The sequence below is a fragment of the Methylobacterium sp. WL119 genome (assembly GCF_008039875.1).
GTDB lineage: Bacteria > Pseudomonadota > Alphaproteobacteria > Rhizobiales > Beijerinckiaceae > Methylobacterium.
In genome coordinates this window covers 15,477-38,332 of the sequence record NZ_VRUU01000051.1, presented here as the reverse complement: position 1 = coordinate 38,332, position 22,856 = coordinate 15,477, and the positions used below count along the sequence as shown (strand labels likewise).

Genomic DNA, 22,856 nt, shown 5'->3' with positions numbered 1-22,856 from the left:
CGCCGCCGCCGCCCGGCCCGCCGGCACCGCCGCCGGGGCCGCCCTGGCCGAAGGCCGTGGCCGTGCCCAGCACCAGCACGGCGGCCGTCACCGTTCCGCGAAAGATCTTGTTCATGGCGCTCGATCCCGTCCCGTTATTGTTGAAAGGCCACGTCCGTCGCCGACCGACGAAGTCACCGCCCCGAAACGGTACAGTCCCGAAAAGCGTTCCGTCGGCGCGTGCCTCTCGGAGACGACGTGACACGGGCGGTGGGCATCCTCGTTCGCGCGCCCACGCGGCCTAGGCGGTCCCGGTCCCCGCCTGTAACGTCGCCCGTATCAAGAATGCACCGTCCGAACGACGGAGACAGGGAGCCAGCATGTCCGACTCGATCGGGATCGCGCCAACCGCCGAAGACGTGGCGGCCGACCGCAGCCGCCGCATCCGGGCGATCGTCGCCTCGTCGTCCGGCAACCTGGTCGAGTGGTACGATTTCTACTGCTACGCCTTCTTCGCGATCTACTTCGCGTCGTCGTTCTTCCCGAAGGGCGATTCCACCAGCCAGCTTCTCCAGACCGCCGGCATCTTCGCCGTGGGCTTTTTCATGCGGCCGATCGGCGGCTGGCTGTTCGGGCGCATCGCCGACCGCGTCGGGCGCCGGACCTCGATGGTCATCTCGGTCCTGATGATGTGCATTGGCTCGCTGTTCATCGGCCTGCTGCCCACCTACGAGACCGTGGGCGCCGCAGCCCCCGTGCTGCTGCTGCTGGCGCGCATGCTCCAGGGCCTCTCGGTCGGCGGCGAGTACGGCACCAGCGCCACCTACATGAGCGAGGTCGCGCTGAAGGGTCAGCGCGGATTCTTCGCCTCGTTCCAGTACGTGACGCTGATCGGCGGCCAGCTCCTGGCCTCGCTGGTGCTGATCGTGCTGCAGTTTGCGCTCACCGAGGCGCAGCTGCACAGCTTCGGCTGGCGAATCCCGTTCTTCCTCGGGGCGGTGGCCGCCATCGTCGCCCTCTACCTGCGGCGCTCGCTCGCCGAGACCGCGGGCTCCGACAAGGAGAACGCCGGCACCTTCTCCGAGCTTGCCAAGCATTGGCGCGCGTTCTGCGTGGTCCTGGCCTACACCGCCGGCGGCTCGCTGGTGTTCTACACCTTCACCACGTACATGCAGAAGTATCTCGTCAACACCGCGCATTTCGACAAGGGCACGGCCTCGCGCACGATGACCGCGGTGCTGCTGGTCTACATGATGGTCCAGCCGCTGTTCGGTGCGCTGTCAGACCGGATCGGGCGCAAGGCCAACATGCTGCTCTACAGCGGCCTCGGCACGCTGATGGTGGTGCCGCTGATGACCGCGATCGGCGCGACGCAGGACCCCTACGTCGCCTTCGGCCTGATCACGCTGGGGCTGCTGGCGGTGAGCTTCTACACGGGGATCAGCGGCATCGTGAAGGCGGAGCTGTTCCCGACCAAGGTCCGCGCGCTCGGCGTCGGCCTGTCCTACGCCCTCGCCAACGCCACCTTCGGCGGCACCGCCGAATACGTGGCGCTGTGGTTCAAGGAGGCGGGGATGGAATCGAGCTTCTTCTGGTACGTCACCATCCTGCTCGCGATCGCCTTCGTCGCCTCGCTGATCATGCCGAACCCGAAGGTCCACGGCTATCTCGACGGTGACGGCACGGTGGAGGAGGCGCTCGGAGGCAAGCCGCGCCTGGCGCGGGCCTAAGCCCGGCCCTGCCGTCGCGCGGAATGCCCGTCAGGCCGTCCGGGACCGGTTCTTGAGCTCCATGTTCTCGCGGTAGAGGGACTGGAGGTTCTTGAAGACGCCGCCGAGATAGGCCTGGTAGGTCGGCAAGGCATCGGGCGCGACGCCGGCGCGCTCCGCGAAATGGGCGACGATGGCATCGGATTCGGTCGTGAACCGGCCGGGCGCAAGCTCGGCCGTCGGGAAGGTCACCGTCTCGACCGCCGGCGCGAGCCGGCTGCGGATCGACGTCTCCTCCGCGTCGCCTGGGACGAACTCGCGCAGGTCCGCCCGATCCAGCTGCCCGGTTTCGAGCAGGAACAGGCGGACCTTGAAGCAGAACGGGCAGCCCGCCTTCAGGTAGACGGTCGGCTTGAACGCGGCTTCGGTCATCGTCGGTCGTCCTCGTCGTCGAAGTGGGTCGGGCAGTCCCGCGGTAGCGGGCCGGAAGCGCTCGGCGGCGCGGCCGGGGACCGCGCCGCCGCGTCGGATCCGACCGATCCGCCGGTCGGCACGGGCCGGGACATCCCTCGCCGGGCGTCGGCCGCCTTCGACCGAGGGCCTCGTGCCCCTCAACGGATCGTCGTGCGGGTCACTTGATCACCGCGCAGCCGATGCGGTTGCCGGCGCCGCCGATCGGCTGCGTGGTGTGGTCGTCCTCGTTGGCGTGGACGATCAACGCCGAGCCGTCACCGTCCTGGAGGCCGCCGTCGCCCGTCAGCGGCGTCTCGCTGGAGACCTCGGCGTTCACCGAGCCGTCGGCCGCCGCGTAGACGTTGGGCAGGTCGCCCTCGTCCGGGCCATCGGGGTTGAGCAGGCCGTGCTTGCTCTGGTCGTGGTTCACGTGTGCCTTCGAGTTCATGAACTTGTCGGTGTCGGAGCAGTCGCCGACCGCGTGGAAGTGGATGCCGTGCCAGCCGGGCGGCAGGCCGCCGGCCTTGATCGCGATCCGCATCACCAGCGCGTTCGCGCCGTCGCGGATCGTCAGCGTCCCAATCGGCTCGCCCTTGTTGTTCTTGATCTCGCCGGTGAAGGTCTGGGGTGCGGCGGCCGGAGCCGACTCCGCGGCCGGCGGGGTCTGCGCGAGCGCTCCGGTGGCGCCGGATGCGAAGCCGACGAGGGCTGCGAGCAACGGCAGGGTGCGTGTCATGTGATGGCTCTCCTCTCCACGTCGGGCTAGTTAGGCCGTCATCCGGTCCTCCGACAGGGCTTTCTTCGATCGCGCCGCCCGGGCAGCCCGGCGGCCGGACCATTCGTGACCCCTTCCCCGTGAACCAGCCTCGATGACGCGCGACAGGATCAGGGCCGACCTCCTGCTGGTCGAGCACGGCCATTTCGAGAGCCGGGCGCGGGCGCAGGCCGCCATCGCCGCCGGCCTCGTGCGGGCCGACGGGCGCGCGGTCACCCGCGCCTCCGAGCGGTTGGCGGCCGACGCGGCGATCGAGGCCAGCGCGCCCCACCCCTTCGTCTCGCGCGGCGGCCTGAAGCTCGAGGCGGGCCTCGACGCCTTCGGCCTCGATCCGGCCGGGATCCCCTGCCTCGACGTCGGCGCCTCGACCGGCGGCTTCACCGACCTGCTCCTGCGCCGCGGCGCGACGCGGGTCGTCGCGGTCGATGTCGGGCACGGCCAGCTTCACGCCAGTCTGACCGCCGACCCACGGGTCACGAACCGCGAAGGGACCGACATCCGAACCCTCGCGCCGGGCAGCCTCGACCCTGCCCCTTGCCTTGCCAGCATCGACGTGAGCTTCATCGCCCTGCGCCTCGTGCTGCCGGCGGTGGCCGGGCTGCTGGCGCCGGGCGCGCACCTGATCGCGTTGATCAAGCCGCAATTCGAGGCCGGCCGCGAGCGCGTCGGCCGCGGCGGCATCGTCCGCGACGACGCCGTCCACGCGGAGGTCTGCGATGCGGTGCGCCGCACCCTCGCCGGCCTCGGCTTCACGATCCTCGGCCTGATCCCCTCCCCCGTCCGGGGCGGGGACGGCAACACCGAATTCCTCGTCGGCGCACGCGCCGATCGACCGCACGAAAGACCCGATGACCGCATCTGAAACCGTCACGATCCGTCGCCTCGGCGCGCGCGGGGACGGCATCGCCGAAGACAGCACGGCGATCGCCTTCGCGCTTCCGGGCGAGCGCGTCGCGATCCGGCGCGACGGCGGGCGCGGCGAGCTCCTCGGCATCGAGACGCCCTCGCCCGATCGGATCGCCCCGATCTGCCCGTACTTCTCCCGCTGCGGCGGCTGCGCGACACAGCACCTCGCGCCCGAGCCCTACGCCGCCTGGAAATACGCGCAGGTCGCCAACGCCCTGGCCCAGGCCGGGCTCGACCGCGCTCCCGATCCGCTGATCGACGCCCACGGCGAGGGCCGCCGGCGCATCACCCTGCACGTCCGCGAGGTCGAGGGCCGGGCCGAGGCCGGGCTGATGGCCGCGCGCAGCCACGCCCTCGTCGCGATCGACCATTGCCCGATCACGGTGCCGGCCCTGCATCGGGCCCCCGAGATCGCGCGGGCGCTCAGTGCGCCCCTCGGGCACGGGCGAAAGCCCCTCGACGTCGCGGTGACCGCGACCGAGGCCGGGCTCGACGTGGACCTGCGCGGCCACGGCCCGGTCGAGGCCGGCGTGCGCGCCACGCTGGTGCGGCTCGCCGGAGAGCTCGACCTCGCCCGCCTGTCGCTGCACGGCGACGTGGTGGTGGAGCGCAAGGCCGTCACGGTGGCCTCGGGCGACGCGCGCCTCCATCCGCCGCCGGGCGGCTTCCTCCAGGCGACGGCGGCCGGCGAGGCGACGCTGTCCGGGCTGGTGCGCGACGCCTTCACCAAGAAGACCAAGCGCGCCGTCGACCTGTTCTCCGGCTGCGGGCCCTTCACCCTGGCGATGGCGCGCACCGCCACCGTCCACGCGGTCGAGAGCGAGGCCGGCGCGCTGGCGGGCATCGCGCGGTCCTATCGCTCCGCGCTCGGCCTGAAGGGCGTCACCACGGAAGCCCGCGACCTGTTCCGCCGCCCCGTCCTCGCCCACGATCTGAACGGCTACGACGCCGTGGTCTTCGATCCGCCGCGGGCCGGCGCACAGGCGCAGGCGAAGCAGATCGCGGAATCCAAGGTGCCGCTGGCCGTCGGCGTCAGCTGCGACGCCGGGACCTTCGCCCGCGACGCGGCGACCCTTGTCGCGGCGGGCTTCGGCCTGGAGCGGGTCACCCCGGTGGACCAGTTCCGGTACTCGGGCCACGTCGAGATGGTCGGCGTGTTCCGCAGGGCGGTCGCGGTCAAGCGCCGGCTGTAGCGGCCGGCGTCCGCCTGGACGCGGTACCGAGCCCGCGCGGACGCGCGAGCCGGCGCGACGGGAGCGTCACGCCTCCCGGAGGCAGGGAAGAGGTCGAATCTCGTCGCTCCGTGCGGGTCGGTCGCCGCGAAGGCGCGGCGCCGCACACGGGGTGGGGCCGGCTACGAGCGGTCGGCCTCGGCCGTCACGAAGGTCAGGCAGCGGGCGCGGGCCTGCGGATCCCTGATGCGGTCGAAGGCTCGGACGAGGGCCAAGGTCTCGGCCTCGCGGGATTCGGGCTCGCCCCCCGTGAAGAACGTGCTGACCGGCTCATCGAGCGTTTGCGCGATCCGCTCGAGGCTCGCGCGCGCGATGGACAGATGGGCATCCGGCTTTTTCACAAGACGACCTCATAGGCACAGCCTCCCACGGAGCCAATCAATTTATCGAGACTCCGGCCGCCTTCGGCCCAAGGCTTTTGGCGAGATGGCGACCCAGGATCACCAGGGCCTTCCGCACGATGTCGGCGGCCTCGTCGTTCCCGGTCGCCACAGCTTCGCGGTAGGCGGCGGAGAAGTCCTCGACGACCGCATCGAGCGCCTCGCCGTTCATGTCGGCCAGGAGAGTCTGGACGGCGCCGACGGAGACGGCATGCTTCGGTTCCTGCCACGCCGGGGCGAAACGCGTGCTCGAGGATCGGATCGCCTCGCGCGACCGATCGATCGCCAAGCGGGACAGCGCCATCAGATCGTTCGAATGGCCGATGCGCCGACGGCTCTGTCGTATCCGGGTCTTGAGAGCTGCTTTCTCGCATCGATAAGCAATCATGGATATGATCTCGCAGGTGATGAAATCGATGATCGTGCAAATGCGAAAGCAATAGACGATAGGGCACTGACAGTTTTGCGTCAAACAAACGTCTGATGTTCAGATTTGTTAGTCGCGTGACCTGAGCATCAGGCTTTCGTGGACCCGGTGCGCAAACGCCGGCCACGTCGTGCCTCGATAGGGTCGGGGGCACGGCTGCCGCGCCCCAACCAACGTAAAAGTATCATAGGGCGGTTGGATGCTGCACGTTCACTCGGCCGGCGAGAAGTGACACCAACATAAGTTGTATGTCGGCCTCACGTTTCTGTTACCGCGTGTGCCGGTTCAGAACAGGCTGCCTTGCGCGTCCTCGTCGCTGGACCGCGGCTGTTCGGCTGCTGGACGATCCGCCGGTGGGATGGCCGGCTGAGGCCGGCCGACCGGCTCGATCAACGCCGCGTCGTCGTTGCGAACGGCGTTCACCCGGTCGGAGACCGGGTCGAGGCGGAGCCAGTCGTCCGGGCATGGCCGGCAGAGGGCCGCCGCCTCGGCCTGATCCACCGCGCGGGTGTCGAGCCAGGGTGCGACCTGCTCCGGCGCGAGGATCGCCGGCATCCGGTCGTGCACCGCCGCCATGGTTCCGTTGGCCCCCGTCGTGACGATGGCCGCCGTGTCGATCTCCGAGCCGTCCGCCCCGAGCCAGGATTCCCACAGGCCGGCGAGCGCCATCGGCGCGCCGTCCGCGCGGCGGATCGCGAAGGGTGTCCGCACCGCGCTGCGTCCGGTGCCCTCGCGCCGCCATTCGTAGAAGCCGTCGGCCAGGAAGACGCAGCGGCGGTGGCGCACCGCGCCGCGGAAGGTCGCCTTCTCCAGGATGGTCTCGACCCGCGCGTTGATCACCAGCGGAAAGGTCTTGGGGTCCTTCAGCCAGCTCGGCCAGAATCCCCAGCGCACCAGCCGGAAATGCCGCGCGCCGCCCTCGGCGATCACGATCGGCACGGGCTGCGTCGGCGCCACGTTGTAGCGCGGCGGGAAGTTCGGGCGCTCCGGGTAGCCGTAGAATTCGGCGAAGCGTTCGGGCGCCTGGGCGATGAAGAAGCGTCCGCACATCCCGAGAGGTTCCTATCCGCCGGCGATCGCCGCCCGCGGCGGCGCGCGGCGGCCGTCTAGAGCCACTTCTTCCAGCGGAAGAACACGTAAGGCAGCACGGCGGCGACGACCATCATCACCACCGCCATCGGGTAGCCGAAGCTCCAGTCGAGCTCCGGCATGGTCTTGAAGTTCATCCCGTAGATCGAGGCGATCAGCGTCGGGGGCATGAACACCACCGCCATGACCGAGAACAGCTTGATGATGTTGTTCTGCTCGAGGTTCACCAGCCCCAGAGTCGCGTCGAGCAGGAACTGGATCTTCGAGGACAGGAAGGTCGCGTGCTCCTCGAGCGATTGCAGGTCGCGCAGGGTCGAGCGCACGTCCTCGCGCAGCTCGCGCGGGGCCTTGGCCGTCCGGTAGGTGGCCGAGAGCGAGAGCAGGATGCGCTCCATCGAGACGAGGCTCTCGCGCTGCTTCGAGATCAGGTCGCCGTGGCGGCCGAGGGCGCGGAGCGTGTCCTGGAGCGCGGTGTTGCGCGCGCTCGGGTCGGCCTGGACCTCGAAGATCTTGCCCGAGAGCCGGTCGATGCGCTCGCCCTGGAGCTGGAGCACGTCCGCCGCGCGGTCGATCACCGCCTCGATCAGGCCGGCGAGGATGGTCTCGCCCGAGGGCGTCCCCGTCGGCCCGCTGCCGGTCGCCCGGCCGGCGCGCTGGGTGTACATCCGGAACGCCTGCGGCTCCTCGTAGCGCACCGTCACGAGCTTGCGGCCCTGCAGGATGAAGGTGATGCCGGCGAGCCCCGGATCCTCCGAATCGCTGACCTTCGAGAGCACGCGCCCGGTCATGTAGCGGGCGCCGTCCTCGACGTAGAGCAGCTCGGACGGCTCGATGTCCTTCATCTCCTCCCGCGTCGGCACCTGGATGCCCATGAAGGCCTCGACCTTGAGGTCCTCCTCCCGCGTCGGCTTGATCATGTCGAGCCAGACGGTGTCGTCGGGGATCGGGTCCTGCAGCTCGAGGGGGCGGCGCTCCAGCAGCATCTGGCCGGTGCCGGTGACCGGCTGGTGGATGAAGATCACGAAGAGCGAACCTGGGGATGGGCGCTCTGTCGAGCGCCGTCATGGGCGGGGGCGCTCACGCGAGCGCCGTTCAGGGACGAACGCGCTCAGTCGAGCGCGTGGGGCGGCGGCGCGCTTGCATCCGGCACGAAGAAGTCCGGCGCAAGGGGTACGCCCGCGGTGACGCGGTATTGCGAGAAATCCGTGACGCCGTTCTGCGACAGGAACGTGTCGTCGATCAGGAATTGGCCGGTGATCTCGCGAGCCGGCTTCAGAAACAGGGTATGGGCCGCGTCGGCGATGATCTCGGGGGTGCGGCTCGCCCGCATCAGCGCCTCGCCGCCGAGCAGGTTGTTGACCGCCGCCGTCGCGATGGTGGTGCGCGGCCACAGCGCGTTCACGGCGATGCCGGCCTTGCGCAGCTCGCCGGCGAGGCCGAGCACGCACAGCGACATCCCGAACTTCGCCATCGTGTAGGCGAGGTGCGGCGAGAACCACTTCTCCGCCATGTCGAGCGGCGGCGACAGCATCAGGATGTGCGGGTTCTGCGCCTTTTCCAGATAGGGAAGCGCGTATTTCGAGACCATGTAGGTCCCGCGCGTGTTGATCTGATGCATCAGGTCGAAGCGCTTCATCTCGGTCTGGCGCGTCGGGGTCAGCGAGATCGCGCTGGCGTTGTTGACCACGATGTCGACGCCGCCGAACGTCTCCGCGGCGCGCGTGAAGGCGTCGCGCACCGAATCCTCGTCGCGCACGTCGACCACCAGCGGCAGCGCCCGGCCGCCGGCCGCCTCGATCGCGGCCGCGGCGGTGTGGATCGTGCCCTCGAGCTTGGGGTGGGGCGTCTCGGTCTTGGCCGCGATCACCACGTTGGCCCCGTCGCGGGCCGCGCGCAGGCCGATGGCGAGCCCGATGCCGCGCGAGGCGCCGGTGATGAACAGGGTCTTGTCGGCCAGGGTACCGGTCATCGCTTCCTCCGCGCGTGGGTCGGGCGTTGCGTGTCAGGGCTTGATCCGGAACCGGGCGGGCTGCGTCCCGTCGGCATCCGTGAAACCGTATTCCGCCGCGATGTCGCCGGCGTGGATCACCCGGCCCGACCGGGCGATCACGTCGGGGTCTGCGGCGAGCGCCGCCAGCGCGCGGCCGGCATAGAGCGGGCTCTCGGTGGCGAGCGCGCCCTGCCCGAGGTCGCAGACGCGCTCGGTCCGCACGAAGCCCGGCGAGAGGGCGAGCGCGGTGACGCCGTGCGGGCGCAGCTCCTCTCCGAAGGCGAAGGCGAGGCGGTTCGTCGTCGCCTTGGCGAGGTCGTAGTAGACGTCGCCGAGGTAGCCCTCCTCGGTCCCGAAGGAGACCAGCGCGATCAGGCCCGATCCCGCCGCGATCATCGCCGGCGCCACGGCGCGGGCGAGCAGCAAACCGGGATAGGGGCCGACGCGGGCGAATTCCGCGAACGGCTCGGCCGAGCGGCGCCAGAACGGCGTGCCCCATCCGGTCCCGTCCGGGTAGCGCTCGCCGTCGTAGCCCTCGTTGCCGCCCCAGACGCTCGAGACCGCAACGTCGATGCGGCCGAAGCGGCGCAGGGTCCAGTGGACGAGCGCGTCGACGGCGCGCTCGCTGGTGTGGTCGCAGAGATAGTGGTGGCCCTCGCCGCCGGCGGCGTCGACCTCGCGGCTGGTGTCCTCGATCGATTCGGCGCGCTGCTCGGTGCGCGGCCCGGTCTCGCTCGACCGTGCGGTGACGACCACCGTGGCGCCCGCCTCGCCGAGCGCCCGGGCGATGCCCCGCCCGACGCCGCGCGAGGCGCCCGCGACGAGGCAGATCTTCTGGCCGAGGTCGGGCGTCACGGCCTCGAGCCGGGCTTCGACCGGGCGAGGAACGCCCGGAACGCGCCCTGCGCTTCCTCCGTGCGCAGCTGCCGGTCGAACGCCTCGGCCTCAGCGTCCAGCGCCGCCTCGACCGCGGCCTGGTCCCCGCGGATCAGCTGTCGCGAAGCGGCGAGCGCGCCGCGCGGCAGGGCGGCCAGCCGAGCGGCCTGGCCGAGCGCGTGCTCCAGCAGCATGTCGGAGGGCATCACCGCGTTGACGAGCCCGAGCGATTCGGCCGCATCCGCCCCGAACATTTCCGACAGCAGCAGCAGCTCGGTCGCCTTGAGGCGGCCGATCCGCCGCGGCAGCAGGTAGCTCGAGGCCGCCTCCGGCACGAGGCCGAGCTCGACGAAGGGCATGCGGAAGCGCGCCGCCGGGCTGGCATAGACGAGGTCGCAGTGCAGCGTCAGCGTGGTGCCGATGCCGACGGCGATCCCGTCGACCGCCGCGACCATCGGCGTCGCCGTGCGCGCGAGCTGCCGGATAAAGCGGAGCGAGGGCGCCTCGCTGAACGCCTTTTCCGCCCGCGAGACGAAGTCGGCGATGTCGTTGCCGGCGCAGAAGATGCCGGGCACCCCGGAGAACACCACCGCGCCGACGGCATCCGACGCGTCGGCCGAGGCCAGCGCCTCGCGCATCGCGTCGTACATCGCCCCGGTGAGCGCGTTCTTCTTCTCGTGCCGGTTCAGCGTGATCGACCGGACGCCGTCCGCGCCGTCGGTGATCGCCACGTGCTCGCTCATCTCCGCCTCCCCCTGATCATTCGTTCCAGGCCTCGCCAGCGACCGATCGATGTCACCGTTTCCGTTCCAGACCCGCCATCCCGGGGCGCCGAAGGTGCGCCCGGGATCCGGAGCCGCCGGCCGGGCTCGATGAGGTGCCATCTGCGGTTCTGGATTCCGGTCTCCGCATCGCGGACCCGGAATGACGGGCGGAAGGCTTGCGTCATGCCACCAGAATTGCGGCCGCATCGTCCAGGAACCCGCCGCCGTCGATCACCACCTGGGCCAGCCCGTCGGCGGCCGGCAGCAGGTTCTCGGCGAAGAAGCGCGCGAGCGCGATCCGCGCGGCGTGCGCCGGATCGGTCTCGCCCGCCTTCAGCGCGGCGCGGGCGGCCAGCGCCTCGCGGGCGAGGCAGGCCGCGCCCTGGGCTAGGCCGAACAGCCGCAGGTACGGCGTCGCGCCGGCGAGGGCCGCGTCGGGCCGGTTGGACCTCAGGCTCGCCAACTGGTGGCTGGTGGCACGGTCGAGGGCCTCGATGCCGGCGCGCAGCCGCGCCGGCGCGTGGCCGAGGGCCGGGTCGGCGGCCTTGAGCAGGGCTTCGGCGACCCGGCGCATGGCGGCGATCTGCGCGCGCACCGTGGCGCCGTCGTTCAACGGGAGCTTGCGCCCGGTGAGGTCGATCGCCTGGATGCCGTTGGTGCCCTCGTAGATCCCGAGGATGCGGGCGTCGCGCATCGCTTGCGCCGCGCCGGTCTCCTCGACGAAGCCCATGCCGCCGTGCACCTGCACGCCGAGGGAGGCGACCTCGTTGGCGATGTCGGTCGAGAACGCCTTGGCCACCGGCGTCAGTAGCGAGGCGCGGTCGAGCGCTGCCTTGCCCTCCGGCCCCTCGGCCGCGTCGAGGGCGGCCGCGGTCAGGTAGCAGATGCCGCGCGCGGCCGCGGTGCAGGCCTTCATCGTCAACAGCATGCGCTGCACGTCCGGATGGGCGACGATCGGGCTCGTCTCGGCGGAGCCCGGCGCTTTTCCCTGCCGGCGCTCGCGGGCGTAGGCCAGCGCCCGCTGCGTCGCCGCCTCGGCGATGCCCACGCCCTGCAGCCCGACATTGAGGCGGGCGTTGTTCATCATCGTGAACATGCAGGCGAGCCCGCGATTCGCCTCGCCGATCAGCCAGCCGACGGCGCCGCCGTTGTCGCCGAAGGCCATCGAGCAGGTCGGCGAGGCATGGATGCCGAGCTTGTGCTCCAGGCCCGAGCAGCGCAGGTCGTTCTCCGAACCGTCGGGGAGCACCTTCGGCACCAGGAACAGCGAGATGCCGCGGGTGCCCGCGGGCGCATCCCTCAGGCGGGCGAGCACGAGGTGGACGATGTTCTCGGCCATGTCGTGGGCGCCGTAGGTGATGTAGATCTTCGAGCCGACGATGCGGTAGCTGCCGTCGCCGGCCGGCTCCGCGCGGGTGCGGATCGCGGCCAGGTCCGAGCCGGCCTGCGGCTCAGTCAGGTTCATCGTCGCGGTCCACTCGCCGGAGACGAGCTTGCCGAGGTAGCGCGCCTTCAGATCCTCCGAGCCGTGCGCCGCCAGCGCCTCGATGCCGCCGGCGGTGAGCAGCGGGCACAGGCCGAAGGCGAGGTTGGCGCCGTTCCACATCTCGGTGCAGGCCGCGTCGAGCACCTGCGGCAGGCCCTGCCCGCCATGGTCCGGGTCGGCGGTGAGCCCGTTCCAGCCGCCGGCGACGAATGTCCTGTACGCGTCTGCGAAACCCGGCGCCGTGGTGACGACGCCGTCCGCGAGCGTCGCGCCGTGCCGATCGCCGATGCGGTTCAGCGGGGCGAGCACGTCGGCGGCGAGGCGTCCGGCCTCGGTGAGGATCGCGTCCGCGTCCTCGATGCCGAGCGCGCCCGTGCCGTCGAGCCCGGCGATGTGCTGCAGGGTGAACACCATCTCGGACACGGGTGCGCGGTAGCTCATCGGCTGTTCCTCCCGCCCGGCCCGGTTCGACCGCGCCTCGGCGTCTCGTTTGACGGTCGGCGCGGGGGCACGCTAGGCCCACGCCCTCCGCTGACGGCATACGCCCGAACCGGCCCCGCCGTCACCGCCGGAGATGGTTTATATATGAACGATCTCGCGTCAATCCCCGCCCCGGCCTCGGGCCGGCGCCCGACGGCCCGCCTCCCGGGCGACGGATCGGGCGTGGCGGAGGCGGCGCGCCTGATCCGGGCCGGCGCCTGCGTCGCCTTCCCCACCGAGACCGTCTACGGCCTCGGCGCCGACGCCACCGATGCGGAGGCGGTCGCCGGGATCTTCGCGGCGAAGGCGCGCCCGCGCTTCAACCCGCTGATCGCCCATCTGCCCGGCCGCGTCGCCGCCGAGGGTCAGGGCACGTTCGACGACCACGCGCTTCGGCTCGCGGAGGCGTTCTGGCCGGGACCGCTCACCCTGGTGGTGCCGGCCTCGGGCGGCACCACCGTGTGCGACCTGGCGCGTGCCGGCCTGCCGAGCGTGGCGCTGCGGGTTCCCGCCAACCCGCTCGCCCGCGATCTCCTCGATGCAATCGGCCGCCCCGTCGCCGCCCCGTCGGCGAACCGCTCGGGCCGGGTCAGCCCGACGCGGGCCGACCACGTGCTCGCCGACCTCGACGGGCGGATCGCGGCCGTGCTCGACGGCGGCGACACCCCGGTCGGGATCGAATCGACGGTGATCGCCTGCCTCGGCGGCCCGCCGCGGCTGCTCCGGCCCGGCGGCATCACCGGCGCGGCGATCGCGGCCGTGCTCGGGACGGCGTTGGCCGCACCGGCGCAGGACGATGCGGCCCGGCCGATCGGCCCCGGCCTCCTGGCCTCGCACTACGCGCCGCGGGCCGCGTTGCGGCTCGATGCCGAGGTGGTCGAGCCCGACGAGGCGGTGCTGCTGTTCGGTGCGTCGCGCCCGGTGGGGATCGAACGCGCGCGCGCGGTCTCGAACCTCTCTCCGCGCGGCGACCTCACGGAGGCGGCGTCCCGCCTGTTCGCCGCCTTGCGCGACCTCGACGCGTCGGGAGCCGCGACGATCGCGGTATGCCGAATCCCCGCCGACGGCCTCGGCGAGGCGATCCTGGACCGGCTCGGACGGGCCGCCGCCCCGCGCTGAAAAAATCTTTCGTCCGGCGTGGAACCGGGAGTCGCGAGGGCTGTTTCCCTATCACGAAGGCCAGTTCAGCCCCCAATGGCCTTTTTCCTTCCAGGCTCGGAGCAATCCGAGCCTTTTTTCTTGCGCTTTTCCGGCAGCGGCGGGCCGAGGCAGCGAACCGCCCCGGCCCTCGACGGCGTCAGCCCGCCAGCTTGGCGGCGATCCCGGCCACGTGCCGGCCCTGGAACTTCGCCCCCTCGAGCTCGATCGCGATCGGCTGGCGCGAGCCGTCGCCGCCGGCGATGGTGCTGGCGCCGTAGGGCGTGCCGCCCGACACCGTCTGCACGTCGCTCATCCCCTTGAACGAGTAGGGAAGCCCGACGATCACCATGCCGTGGTGCAGCAGCACGGTGTGGAAGCTGGTGATCGTGGTCTCCTGCCCGCCATGCTGCGAGCCGGTGGAGGTGAACACCGAGCCGACCTTGCCGACGAGGGCGCCCGTCGCCCAGAGGCCGCCGGTCTGGTCGATGAACTGCTTCATCTGCGCGGCCATGTTGCCGTAGCGGGTCGGCGTGCCGAAGATGATCGCGTCGTAGTCGGCCAGCTCCTCGGGTTTCGCGATCGGGGCCGGCTGGTCGAGCTTGTAATGCGATTGCTTGGCGACCTCCTCCGGCACCAGCTCGGGCACGCGCTTCACGTGCACCTCGGCGCCGGTCTCGCGCGCGCCCTCGGCGGCGGCGTGGGCGAGCTGCTCCACGTGGCCCCAGGACGAATAGTACAGCACCAGGATCTTCGTCATCGTCAGCTTCCGTTCGCATGGCCGGGCGGCGATGCCGGGATCGGCGGCCGCCTCGCGCTCGCCCGAAGATCGTACCCGCCGGGCTTTGCGCAAATGCCCCGATCTGCAAGAACGATCTTGCGTGAATGCAAGGTCGATGGATGGCGCCGCCCTGGGACGACTTTCGGCTGGTGAAGGCCATCGCCGACCATGGCGGATTGACCGCGGCCGCCGCACGCCTCGGCATCAACCACTCGACCGCGTTTCGGCGCCTCGCGGCGATCGAGGCGTCCGTCGGCGCACGCCTGTTCGAGCGCTCGCGTGCGGGCTACGCGGCGACGCAGGCCGGGATGGCGATGGTCGAGGCGGCCGGCGCGATGGAGGAGACCGCCGCGCGTTTCGCCCGCGACGTCGCCGGGCGCGCCTCGGAACCGACCGGCCTTCTCCGCATCACCGCGCCGTCGGGCTTGGTCACCGACCTGCTGATGCCGATCCTCGCCGATTTCCGCACCCGGTGCCCGGGGATCCGCCTCGACGTGGTGGTATCCGACGACGCGCTGAACCTCTCGCGCCGCGATGCCGACGTGGCGGTCCGCGCCAGCAACGACCCGCCGCAGAACCTGTTCGGGCGCCGCCTCTCGACCGTCGGTTGGGCCCTCTACGGCCGCGCCGACGATACGGATCGCGACCCGCGGCGTGCGGATTGGGTGGCGCCGTCGGAGCAGGTCGGCGACGGCAGGTTCCTGCGCTTCGTCGCCGAGCACGGCGACCCGGACCGCATCGTGATGCAGCTGAACACGGTCGCCGGCCTGTGCGAGGCTGTGGAGGCCGGCATCGGCATCGGCCTGCTGCCCTGCCTCAGCGCCGATCGGCGGCCGGGTTTGCGCCGGCTGCGGCCACCCGATCCCCACTTCGCCGACGGCCTGTGGATGCTGACGCACCCGGACCTGCGCCATTCGGTGCGGGTCCGGGCCTTCATGGATTTCGTCGGCGATGCGGTCGTCGCGCTGCGCCCGGTCATCGAGGGCCGTACGGCGAACGACGGAACGGGTTAGCCGGGCGGGACGAACCGACGATCAGCCGGCCTTGATCTCGGTGATCTCGACCTCTTGCCCGTTCACCTCGACGACGTCGCCGACGCTCTTGCCGGTGATCGCCTTGGCGAGCGGGGCGACGTAGGCGATCGAGCCCTTGGCCGGATCGGCCTCGTCCTCGCCGACGATGTGGAAGGTCTGGCGGGTGTCGTCCTCGCGCAGCACGGTCACCGTCGAGCCGAAATGCACGGTGTCGCCCTCGACCGTCTCGACGAGCTGGGCCGTGCCGAGCCGCGTGGTCCAGTAGCGCAGGTCGCGCGTGACGCGGGCGGTGTCGGCCTTGTCGTCGGGCGTCAGCTGGGCCTGCTCGGCCTGGAGGCGCGCGACCTCCTGCTCGATCTGCGCAAGCCCCGCCGGGGTGACGAAGTTGGTGTGGGGGGAGATCGGGCGGTCGGGGAGGTCCTCGAAGGCTTCCCCGCCCTCCTTCTCGCGAACGAATGCACTGCTCATGGGTCGAGAATGCCCCGGCTTGCGCCGCGGTTCCGTTCCGAAGCCGACTCATCGCCGGGGTGGTCGGCGTTCGGCGTCGCGCGTCAGCCGATCTCGACCACCGTCCGGCCGCGGATCTTGCCCGAGAGGATGTCGGCTCCGAGCCCGCCGACCTCGGCGAGGCCGACGCGGTTCGTCATCGCCGCAAGCTTCTGCAGGTCGAGCTCGTCGGCCAGCCGCGCCCAGGCGGCGCGCCGCTTCGCCTGCGGCGTGGTCACGCTGTTGATGCCCAGCAGCGACACGCCGCGCAGGATGAAGGGGGCGACCGAGGTCGGCAGGTCCATGCCCTGCGCCAGGCCGCAGGCGGCGACCGCTCCGTCGGCCTTGGTCTGGGCGAGCACGTTGGCGAGCGTTGTCGAGCCGACGGCGTCGACGGCCACGGCCCAGCGCTCCTTGCCGAGCGGCTTGCCGGGCTTGCCGAGCTCGTCGCGGTCGACGATCTCGGCGGCGCCGAGGGACTTGAGGTACTCCGCTTCCCCGGCGCGCCCGGTCGAGGCCATCACGTGCCACCCGGCTCGCGCCAGCAGCGCGACCGCGACCGAGCCGACGCCGCCCGAGGCGCCGGTGACCAGGGCGGGACCGTCCTTCGCGGTCAGGCCGTGGGCGTCGAGCGCCATCAGGCAGAGCATCGCGGTGTAGCCGGCGGTGCCGATCGCCATCGCCTGCTCCGGCGACAGGCCGGCGGGCAGCGGCACCAGCCAATCGCCCTTCACCCGCGCCTTCTGGGCATAGGCGCCCAGATGCGTCTCGCCGACGCCCCAGCCGGTGAGAACCACCGCATCGCCGGGCTTGTAGTCGGGGTGGTCGGAGGCCTCGACGACGCCCGAGAAGTCGATGCCCGGGATCATCGGGAAACGGCGCACCACCGGCGACGCGCCGGTCATCGCCAGCCCGTCCTTGTAGTTCAGGCACGAATGGGTGACGCGGACGGTGACGTCGCCGTCCATCAGGTCGGCCTCGTCGAAATCGGTGAAGGACAGGCTCTGGCCGGCCTCGCCCTTCTCGATCACCCAAGCCTTGAACCGCGCCATGCTCGCCTCCCGATGCGTTCGGGGGACCTGTGGCGGGAGCGGCGCGAAATCAACCCGCCGGAGGATCGGGCTCCGGCGGGGCGATGTGGACGGGGCTCTCAGTAGCCGTCGTAGAGGCTGCCCGAGGAGAAGCCGAGGCCGACGCCGATATCGGCCGAGCTCGCGCCGGCGATGCCGAGCGCGTCCGGGATCGAGCCGAACCGCGGCCCGCCGTAGCCGACGCCCTGGTAGCCGCCACCGTATCCGCCGCCATAGCCGCCGCCGACCGGCACCCAGCCCGAGCGGGCCGGCGCGACGAGGACGCGGCGGCTGACGCTGGCGTATTCCGGCGGGATCGTCTCGGGGATCGACTGCGCCGGCTGCACCAGCACGCGGCGGTGCTGCACCGTGAACTGCGGCGGGGTGGTGACCCAGCAGCCGATCAGCTCGCCGTAGGGCCCGCGCCGGGTCTGCCAGGTCCGGCCGCCGGGCGAGACCATCACCCGCTCCGACACGGTGTCGTAGACCGGCGGCGTGGTGCGGTAGATCGTGCGGGGCGGCCGCACCAGCACGTTTTCCTGCACGGTGTCGAACACCGGCGGGGTCGAGACGTGGCGGTAGCATTCGGAGCCGTAGCAGCCGCCGGCCGAAGCGGGCGATGCGACGAGGACGGCACCGGCGAGGGCGGCGAAGAGCAGGGTGTTTCGGGCGACCGGCGCGGTCATGACGGCTTCCTCTGATACGCGGAACGAAAGGGATGACGCGAAGGGCGCGCACATCTCGACGCTCAAGAGGCCGTCGGGTTGCTATACAAGCAAGCACTATCCGAAAGTAGGGTAAAATTAACCCTCGATCCGGAGTACGGGGTTACCGTCTACGTAAGTAAATCCTCGATGAATTGAATTGCAGAATTTTGGTTGTCCTCGAATCCTACGTCTGCCCGGGCTTGAGCTCGTAGAAGATGTGCCGGCCGATGACGTCCATCTTGCGCAGGCGCCGCGACCAGCCCGGCTTGACGTAGTCGGCATGGTAGTGCGTCGCGTCGCCGACCTCGGCGAGGTAGGTGCGCCCCTCGATCACCGACTGCGCGATGCGGGTGGCGGTGGCCCACGAGCCCGAATCGGTGATGCGTAGGGCCTTGCCCTCGCAGGCGAAGGAGAACTGGCAGCCCATGTAGCGGTGTCGATTCTGGTAAACGACGCCGCAGACGTTCGACGGGTAGAGCCCGCTCTTCACGCGGTTCAGCACCACCTGGGCGACGGCGGCCTGGCCGGCCTCGGGCTCGCTGCGCGATTCGAAGTACACGGCCTCGGCGAGGCAGCGCTGCTCCTTGTCCATGGCGTCCGGCCCGATCAGGTCGGCGTAGCGATGGCGGGCGTCCTCGGGGACCGATTGCGCCACCGGCGGCTCCGTCCGGTCGGTGCGGATGGTCAGGCCCGGCAGCATCAGGCTGGCCGAGGCGACCTCGACCGGCGTCGCGTCGGCCGGCGCCGGCGTCGTCGAGGACAGGGCGACCGCGCGCGGCACCGGCCGCGTCGAGCCGTCGTCGCGGCGTTCCTCCGCGGCCTCGGCGATCGCGTCGTCGTCGCCGGGCGTGCCGGTGTCGGCGCGCCCGAGCCCGAGATCGGGGACGGGGACGAAGCCGGCGTCCGGCTCGAGGTCCGGGTTCCAGGTGGCGGTCCCCGGCGTCAGCAGGCCGGTGACGTTGCCGGTGAGGTTGGCGAAGAGCAGCGACGTGCCGGCTTCGCGCAACGATGCCGCGGTGCGCTCGAAGCTCGGGCCCGGCGCGCGCGCCGGATCGCCCTTGCCGCCGCGCTGCACGATCGGGAACACCCGCGCCTCGGCCTTGAGATCGGCCTGCAGCGGCGCGTCGCCGACCCGGCGCCGGGCGCGGACGGCGTCCGCCCGCTCGATGGTGAGGAGGGCGCCGGCGCCGTCGCGGCGCAGGCTCGCGCCGATCAGCACGGTGCCGGCCGGCAGGGCCGGGACCAGGCGTGCGTCGCTCTCGGTCAGCCTACTCGACCCGAAGCTGGTCTCGGTGCCGGCGCTCGCTGTGAAGGAGACCAGCAGCCCGAGGCCGGCCATCCAGGGCGTGAAGGCGGTGCCGAGCCCGATGAGACCCCGTCCGCGTCGTCCTCGTCTCGTGCCCACGCCGAACCGACCCGTACTGGAAAAGCCACGCCCGACGATCCTCCCGGCTGGTTCCGGTACGAGGATGGCGGTCGCGGATTTATCGCGCGGTATGGTTGCGGAGGGGTTAAAGGCACCCGATCGACGGTTGCCCTCAGGCGGCGCGGACGACCGCGATGTCGAAGGTCGGGCCGTGCGGGCCCATGCGCTCGCGCATGGTGATGCGGTCGTCGGGCGTCAGGGTCCCGAGCGGTACGTCCCGGTCCGGCAGCACCACCGTCGTCGCCTTGTTGAGGTGGACCAGCACGTGGCGCTTCATCGGCAGCGAGGCCGCGGCCCAGGACTTCAGCTGCCCGTAATACGGCTCGCGCGTCCACGCCTTCGGCTGGCCGGGGTCGACCTGCACGTTCATGTTGCGGTTCACCGGATCGAGGCTGAGCACCATCTTGGCGCGATCGGGCTTCCACTCGGGGCCGAGCCAGCTCTCCGTCATCCACAGGCAGTGGAAGGCGCGGCAATGGTCGGGCCGGTCGGCATGGATCGCGCAGCCGCGCCCTGCCCGGGTGTGGCGGCACCATTGCCCGGCGACGCTCTCGACCGCGGGCACGTCGTAGACCTTGCAGCACAGCGTGCAGGCGCCGCAGGCGCGGCCGGGGGCCGGCGTCGCGACGATGGTGGCGGGATCGAGCATCGCGTCGAGGCTTCGCGGTTACGAAAGGGGCCCGGCCGAGGCCGCGCGGTTCTGCCGGGGTACCTGAGCCCGCATCGGGTCGGTAGTGTGGCGGGCCTACGCGCCACAGCACCGGATCGCCCGCATGCTCTCGAACCTCGCCGTCCGCGACGTCGAAACCCTGATCCACCCCTACACCAATCTCGATGCGCACCGGGGCGCCGGGCCGCTGGTGCTCGAGCGCGGCGAGGGCGTCCACGTCTACGACACGGAAGGCCGCCCCTACATCGAGGGCATGGCGGGGCTGTGGTGCACGGCGCTCGGCTACTCCAACGGCGAGCTCGTCGAGGCCGCCCGCGCGCAGATGGGCAAGCTCCCGTTCACCCACCTGTTCTCCGGCCGCAGCCACGATCCGGCGATCGAGCTGGCCGAGGTGCTGAAGGAGCTGATGCCGGTCCCGACCTCGAAGATCTTCTTCACCTCGTCGGGATCGGAGGCGAACGACACGCAGGTCAAGCTGGCCTGGTACCTGAACAATGCGCTGGGCCGGCCGAAGAAGAAGAAGATCATCGGGCGCCAGCGCGGCTATCACGGCGTCACCATCGCCACCGCCTCGATGACCGGGCTGCCGGCCAACCACACCGATTGGGACCTGCCGCTGCCGGGCTTCCTCCATGTCGGCTGCCCGCACGTCTACCGGTTTGCCGAGCCCGGCGAGACGGAGGCGGCGTTCTCGCAGCGGCTGGCCGACGAGCTCGAGGCCACGATCCTGCGGGAGGGGCCGGAGACGGTGGCCGCCTTCGTCGCCGAGCCGGTGATGGGCGCGGGCGGCGCCATCGTCCCGCCGGAGGGCTACTTCGCGGCGATCCAGGCGGTGCTCGCCCGCTACGACGTGCGCTTCATCGCCGACGAGGTGATCTGCGGCTTCGGCCGCCTCGGCACCTGGTTCGGCAGCGAGGCGCTGGGGATGCGGCCGGACACACTCTCCTTCGCCAAGGCCCTGACCTCGGGCTACGTGCCGCTCGGCGGCGTCTCGATCGACGAGCCGCTCTACGAGGCGATGCGCGAGCAGAGCCGGAAGATCGGCACCTTCGGGCACGGCACCACCTATTCCGGCCACCCGGTCGCCTGCGCCGTCGCCCTGAAGACCATCGAGATCTACAAGCGCGAGCGCATCGTCGAGGGCGTGGCGGCGAAGGCGCCGCACTTCCAGGCGCGGCTGTCCGCGTTGGCCGAGCACCCGATCGTCGGCGAAGCGCGCGGCCTCGGCCTGATCGGCGGGCTCGAGATCGTCGCCGACAAGGCCTCGCGCCGGCAGTACGAGCCGAAGGCCGGGGTGGCCGCCCGCTGCGTCGCCTTCGCGCAAGCGGAAGGGCTGATCGTGCGCTTCCTGATGGGCGACCGCATCGCCGTCTGCCCGCCACTGATCATCACCGCGGACGAGATCGACGCCCTGTTCGACCGCCTGACACGGGCGCTCGACCGGACCGCGGCGTGGATCCGCGCCGAAGGGCTGGAGGCGATGCCATCCCTCTAGCACCGTACTGCGCCCCCTGGAATGCTGCGACGCGGCAGCGCTTTCTTAAGCCTGCGTTCATCCCGGCTGCACCCTTATCGTTCATCCGCCGGCTCAGGACCCGGGGGATGATCTCGAATCGCCCGCCACCGCCCTGGAGCGGCGTGGGGGCACGAAGCGACGGCGCGACCGTCACGCGAACGACCACAGGACGCAAACCCATGTACGCCCCCGATGCGATGCAAGGTTCGGAGATGCAGGCCCAGGCTCACGAGCCCGAGCGCCGGCAGATGGACCAGGCCGAGGCCCGCTACGGCTTCCGTCCCCTCGCGCTTCCGGCGCTCGCCGCAGCCGCCCACTCGGTGAAGCCGGCCGGCAAGGTCGCCCCGCAGACCAACCGCAAGGGCGTGCTCGGCATCGTGCACGAGGATGCGCCGATCGACTGACCGATCGCGCGAACCGCCCCGTTCCCGACGGTTCGGTTCAGACTTTCTCGACGGGTTCGCGTCATCGTCGCCCGCTCCCAGCCCGCGCCGCGCTTTCGCCGGAGTGCCGCGCTAGGAGCGCCCGACAGACGCGAACCCGAGGCTTCCATGCTGATCCTGCCGAGCCGCAGGCAGGTCCTGACCGGAATCGGCGGCACCTTCGCTGCGGCGGGGCTTTCGACCGGTGCCTACGCCTTCGGCGTCGAGCCGCTGCATCGCCTCGTGGTGACCCGCTACGCCCCGCGCCTGCCGGGTTGGGCGCCGGGGCTCGCCCTCAAGGTCGCGGTGCTCGCCGACTTCCACGTCTGCGAGCCGTTCATGCCGCTCGACCGCGTCGCCGAGATCGTCGACGCGACGAACGCGCTGTCGCCCGACCTGATCCTCATGCTCGGCGACTATCCGGCCGCCGGCCGCATCGCCTGGAAGCGCGTGCCGCTGCCCGAGTTCGCGCGGCTCGCCGCGGGCCTGCGCGCGCCGCTCGGCACCTACTCGATCCTCGGCAACCACGATTGGTGGGACGACGCGGCCGCCCAGGCGGCCCGCGGCGGCGTGCCGGAAGCACGCCGCGTGCTCGAGGCGGTCGGCATCCCGGTGATGGAGAACGACGCGCTGCGCCTTTCCAAGGACGGGCACCCGTTCTGGATCGCGGGGCTGGGCGACCAGCAGCCGTTCCTGGTCTTCGACGACGACAGCGGTCGCGACGACCTGCCCGCGACGATGGCCAAGGTGACCGACGCGGCGCCGGTGATCCTGATGATCCACGAGCCGGACGCCTTCGTCGACGTGCCGGAGCGGGTGTCGCTGACGCTTGCCGGGCACACCCATGGCGGCCAGATCCGCCTGCTCGGCCGTTCGCCGGCGATCCGCCCGATCCACGGGCACGACTATTCCTACGGCCACGTCGTCACCGACGGGCGCCACATGATCGTCTCGGGCGGGTTCGGCGTCAGCCGCATCCCGGTCCGCCTCGGCGTGCCGCCCGAGATCGTTCTGCTCGAGCTCGGGTCGAGCCCGTCGCCCACCGCCTGAGCGGCGAGACG

General features: G+C 71.3%; 24 protein-coding genes. 8 read left to right on the top strand and 16 right to left on the bottom strand.

Annotated features, from left to right (window positions below; all coding sequences use genetic code 11):
* The first annotated feature begins 359 nt into the window (after positions 1–359).
* Positions 360–1,709 carry an MFS family transporter gene (locus tag FV227_RS17765; RefSeq protein WP_147729610.1) on the top strand — a complete coding sequence of 450 codons (1,350 nt, stop codon included), beginning with the start codon at positions 360–362 and terminating at the stop codon, positions 1,707–1,709.
* 30 nt (positions 1,710–1,739) lie between these two features.
* Here the strand turns inward: FV227_RS17765 and FV227_RS17760 are convergent, their stop codons facing one another.
* Together FV227_RS17760 and FV227_RS17755 are read right to left on the bottom strand one after the other, a co-directional pair.
* A complete protein-coding gene (locus tag FV227_RS17760; RefSeq protein WP_147729609.1) occupies positions 1,740–2,120 on the bottom strand; it encodes a glutathione S-transferase N-terminal domain-containing protein in 381 nt (126 codons plus the stop codon).
* Between the two features lie 199 nt (positions 2,121–2,319).
* Complete coding sequence (locus FV227_RS17755) at positions 2,320–2,877, bottom strand: superoxide dismutase family protein (RefSeq protein ID WP_147729999.1); 558 nt, start codon at positions 2,875–2,877, stop codon at positions 2,320–2,322.
* Positions 2,878–3,010: 133 nt separating this feature from the next.
* Between FV227_RS17755 and FV227_RS17750 the strand changes: the two genes are divergently transcribed.
* On the top strand, positions 3,011–3,778 hold the full coding sequence (locus FV227_RS17750) for a TlyA family RNA methyltransferase (RefSeq protein WP_147859567.1): 768 nt from the start codon (positions 3,011–3,013) through the stop codon (positions 3,776–3,778).
* Entirely contained in the window at positions 3,765–5,015 is a 1,251-nt protein-coding gene (locus FV227_RS17745) for a class I SAM-dependent RNA methyltransferase (RefSeq protein ID WP_147728145.1), read from the top strand. The genes FV227_RS17750 and FV227_RS17745 overlap by 14 nt, the downstream gene beginning before the upstream one ends.
* Before the next feature lie 161 nt (positions 5,016–5,176).
* Here the strand turns inward: FV227_RS17745 and FV227_RS17740 are convergent, their stop codons facing one another.
* The 8 genes from FV227_RS17740 to FV227_RS17705 form a co-directional block, all read right to left on the bottom strand.
* The gene (locus FV227_RS17740) at positions 5,177–5,395 is read right to left on the bottom strand and encodes a hypothetical protein (RefSeq protein WP_243931806.1); all 219 of its coding nucleotides are present in this window, start codon (positions 5,393–5,395) and stop codon (positions 5,177–5,179) included.
* Between the two features lie 37 nt (positions 5,396–5,432).
* Positions 5,433–5,906: a hypothetical protein gene (locus tag FV227_RS17735; protein ID WP_147728144.1), complete on the bottom strand. Its 474-nt coding sequence runs from the start codon at positions 5,904–5,906 to the stop codon at positions 5,433–5,435.
* Between the two features lie 240 nt (positions 5,907–6,146).
* The gene (locus tag FV227_RS17730; protein WP_147728143.1) at positions 6,147–6,911 is read right to left on the bottom strand and encodes an SOS response-associated peptidase; all 765 of its coding nucleotides are present in this window, start codon (positions 6,909–6,911) and stop codon (positions 6,147–6,149) included.
* 56 nt (positions 6,912–6,967) lie between these two features.
* Complete coding sequence (locus tag FV227_RS17725) at positions 6,968–7,972, bottom strand: magnesium transporter CorA family protein (RefSeq protein ID WP_147728142.1); 1,005 nt, start codon at positions 7,970–7,972, stop codon at positions 6,968–6,970.
* A gap of 86 nt (positions 7,973–8,058) precedes the next feature.
* Complete coding sequence (locus FV227_RS17720) at positions 8,059–8,919, bottom strand: NAD(P)-dependent oxidoreductase (RefSeq protein ID WP_147728141.1); 861 nt, start codon at positions 8,917–8,919, stop codon at positions 8,059–8,061.
* A gap of 33 nt (positions 8,920–8,952) precedes the next feature.
* Positions 8,953–9,795, bottom strand: a complete 843-nt coding sequence (locus FV227_RS17715; RefSeq protein WP_147859566.1) for an SDR family NAD(P)-dependent oxidoreductase — start codon at positions 9,793–9,795, stop codon at positions 8,953–8,955.
* Positions 9,792–10,559 carry an enoyl-CoA hydratase-related protein gene (locus FV227_RS17710; RefSeq protein ID WP_147859565.1) on the bottom strand — a complete coding sequence of 256 codons (768 nt, stop codon included), beginning with the start codon at positions 10,557–10,559 and terminating at the stop codon, positions 9,792–9,794. Before FV227_RS17710 ends, FV227_RS17715 begins: the two co-directional genes overlap by 4 nt.
* A gap of 202 nt (positions 10,560–10,761) precedes the next feature.
* Positions 10,762–12,507, bottom strand: coding sequence for an acyl-CoA dehydrogenase (locus tag FV227_RS17705; protein WP_147729402.1), 1,746 nt, complete (start codon positions 12,505–12,507; stop codon positions 10,762–10,764).
* Between the two features lie 144 nt (positions 12,508–12,651).
* On the opposite strand from FV227_RS17705, the gene FV227_RS17700 reads away from it, so the two are divergent.
* Positions 12,652–13,665 (top strand): L-threonylcarbamoyladenylate synthase, encoded by a 1,014-nt coding sequence (locus FV227_RS17700; RefSeq protein WP_147859564.1) that lies wholly within the window; start codon positions 12,652–12,654, stop codon positions 13,663–13,665.
* A 178-nt stretch (positions 13,666–13,843) separates the two neighbouring features.
* On the opposite strand, the gene wrbA is transcribed toward FV227_RS17700, so the two are convergent.
* The gene (wrbA, locus tag FV227_RS17695) at positions 13,844–14,443 is read right to left on the bottom strand and encodes an NAD(P)H:quinone oxidoreductase (protein ID WP_147728527.1); all 600 of its coding nucleotides are present in this window, start codon (positions 14,441–14,443) and stop codon (positions 13,844–13,846) included.
* A 140-nt stretch (positions 14,444–14,583) separates the two neighbouring features.
* Here wrbA and FV227_RS17690 point away from each other — a divergent pair, with 140 nt between their 5' ends.
* Positions 14,584–15,477, top strand: coding sequence for a LysR family transcriptional regulator (locus FV227_RS17690; RefSeq protein ID WP_147859563.1), 894 nt, complete (start codon positions 14,584–14,586; stop codon positions 15,475–15,477).
* A gap of 21 nt (positions 15,478–15,498) precedes the next feature.
* Here FV227_RS17690 and greA read toward each other — a convergent pair whose 3' ends face one another.
* The 5 genes from greA to FV227_RS17665 all read right to left on the bottom strand — a co-directional run bounded on the left by greA (position 15,499) and on the right by FV227_RS17665 (position 19,836).
* Complete coding sequence (greA, locus tag FV227_RS17685; RefSeq protein WP_147841914.1) at positions 15,499–15,966, bottom strand: transcription elongation factor GreA; 468 nt, start codon at positions 15,964–15,966, stop codon at positions 15,499–15,501.
* Between the two features lie 83 nt (positions 15,967–16,049).
* Complete coding sequence (locus FV227_RS17680) at positions 16,050–17,036, bottom strand: MDR family oxidoreductase (RefSeq protein WP_147859562.1); 987 nt, start codon at positions 17,034–17,036, stop codon at positions 16,050–16,052.
* A gap of 98 nt (positions 17,037–17,134) precedes the next feature.
* The gene (locus FV227_RS17675) at positions 17,135–17,740 is read right to left on the bottom strand and encodes a hypothetical protein (protein ID WP_147728531.1); all 606 of its coding nucleotides are present in this window, start codon (positions 17,738–17,740) and stop codon (positions 17,135–17,137) included.
* Positions 17,741–17,945: 205 nt separating this feature from the next.
* A complete protein-coding gene (locus tag FV227_RS17670) occupies positions 17,946–19,100 on the bottom strand; it encodes a cell wall hydrolase (RefSeq protein ID WP_147859569.1) in 1,155 nt (384 codons plus the stop codon).
* A 199-nt stretch (positions 19,101–19,299) separates the two neighbouring features.
* On the bottom strand, positions 19,300–19,836 hold the full coding sequence (locus tag FV227_RS17665; protein ID WP_147727902.1) for a hypothetical protein: 537 nt from the start codon (positions 19,834–19,836) through the stop codon (positions 19,300–19,302).
* A gap of 124 nt (positions 19,837–19,960) precedes the next feature.
* On the opposite strand from FV227_RS17665, the gene FV227_RS17660 reads away from it, so the two are divergent.
* The 3 genes from FV227_RS17660 (at position 19,961) to FV227_RS17650 (ending at position 22,845) form a co-directional block, all read left to right on the top strand.
* Positions 19,961–21,352: an aminotransferase gene (locus FV227_RS17660; protein WP_147859561.1), complete on the top strand. Its 1,392-nt coding sequence runs from the start codon at positions 19,961–19,963 to the stop codon at positions 21,350–21,352.
* 200 nt (positions 21,353–21,552) lie between these two features.
* The gene (locus FV227_RS17655) at positions 21,553–21,777 is read left to right on the top strand and encodes a hypothetical protein (RefSeq protein ID WP_147727900.1); all 225 of its coding nucleotides are present in this window, start codon (positions 21,553–21,555) and stop codon (positions 21,775–21,777) included.
* Positions 21,778–21,924: 147 nt separating this feature from the next.
* A complete protein-coding gene (locus tag FV227_RS17650; RefSeq protein ID WP_147727899.1) occupies positions 21,925–22,845 on the top strand; it encodes a metallophosphoesterase in 921 nt (306 codons plus the stop codon).
* Positions 22,846–22,856 lie beyond the last annotated feature (11 nt).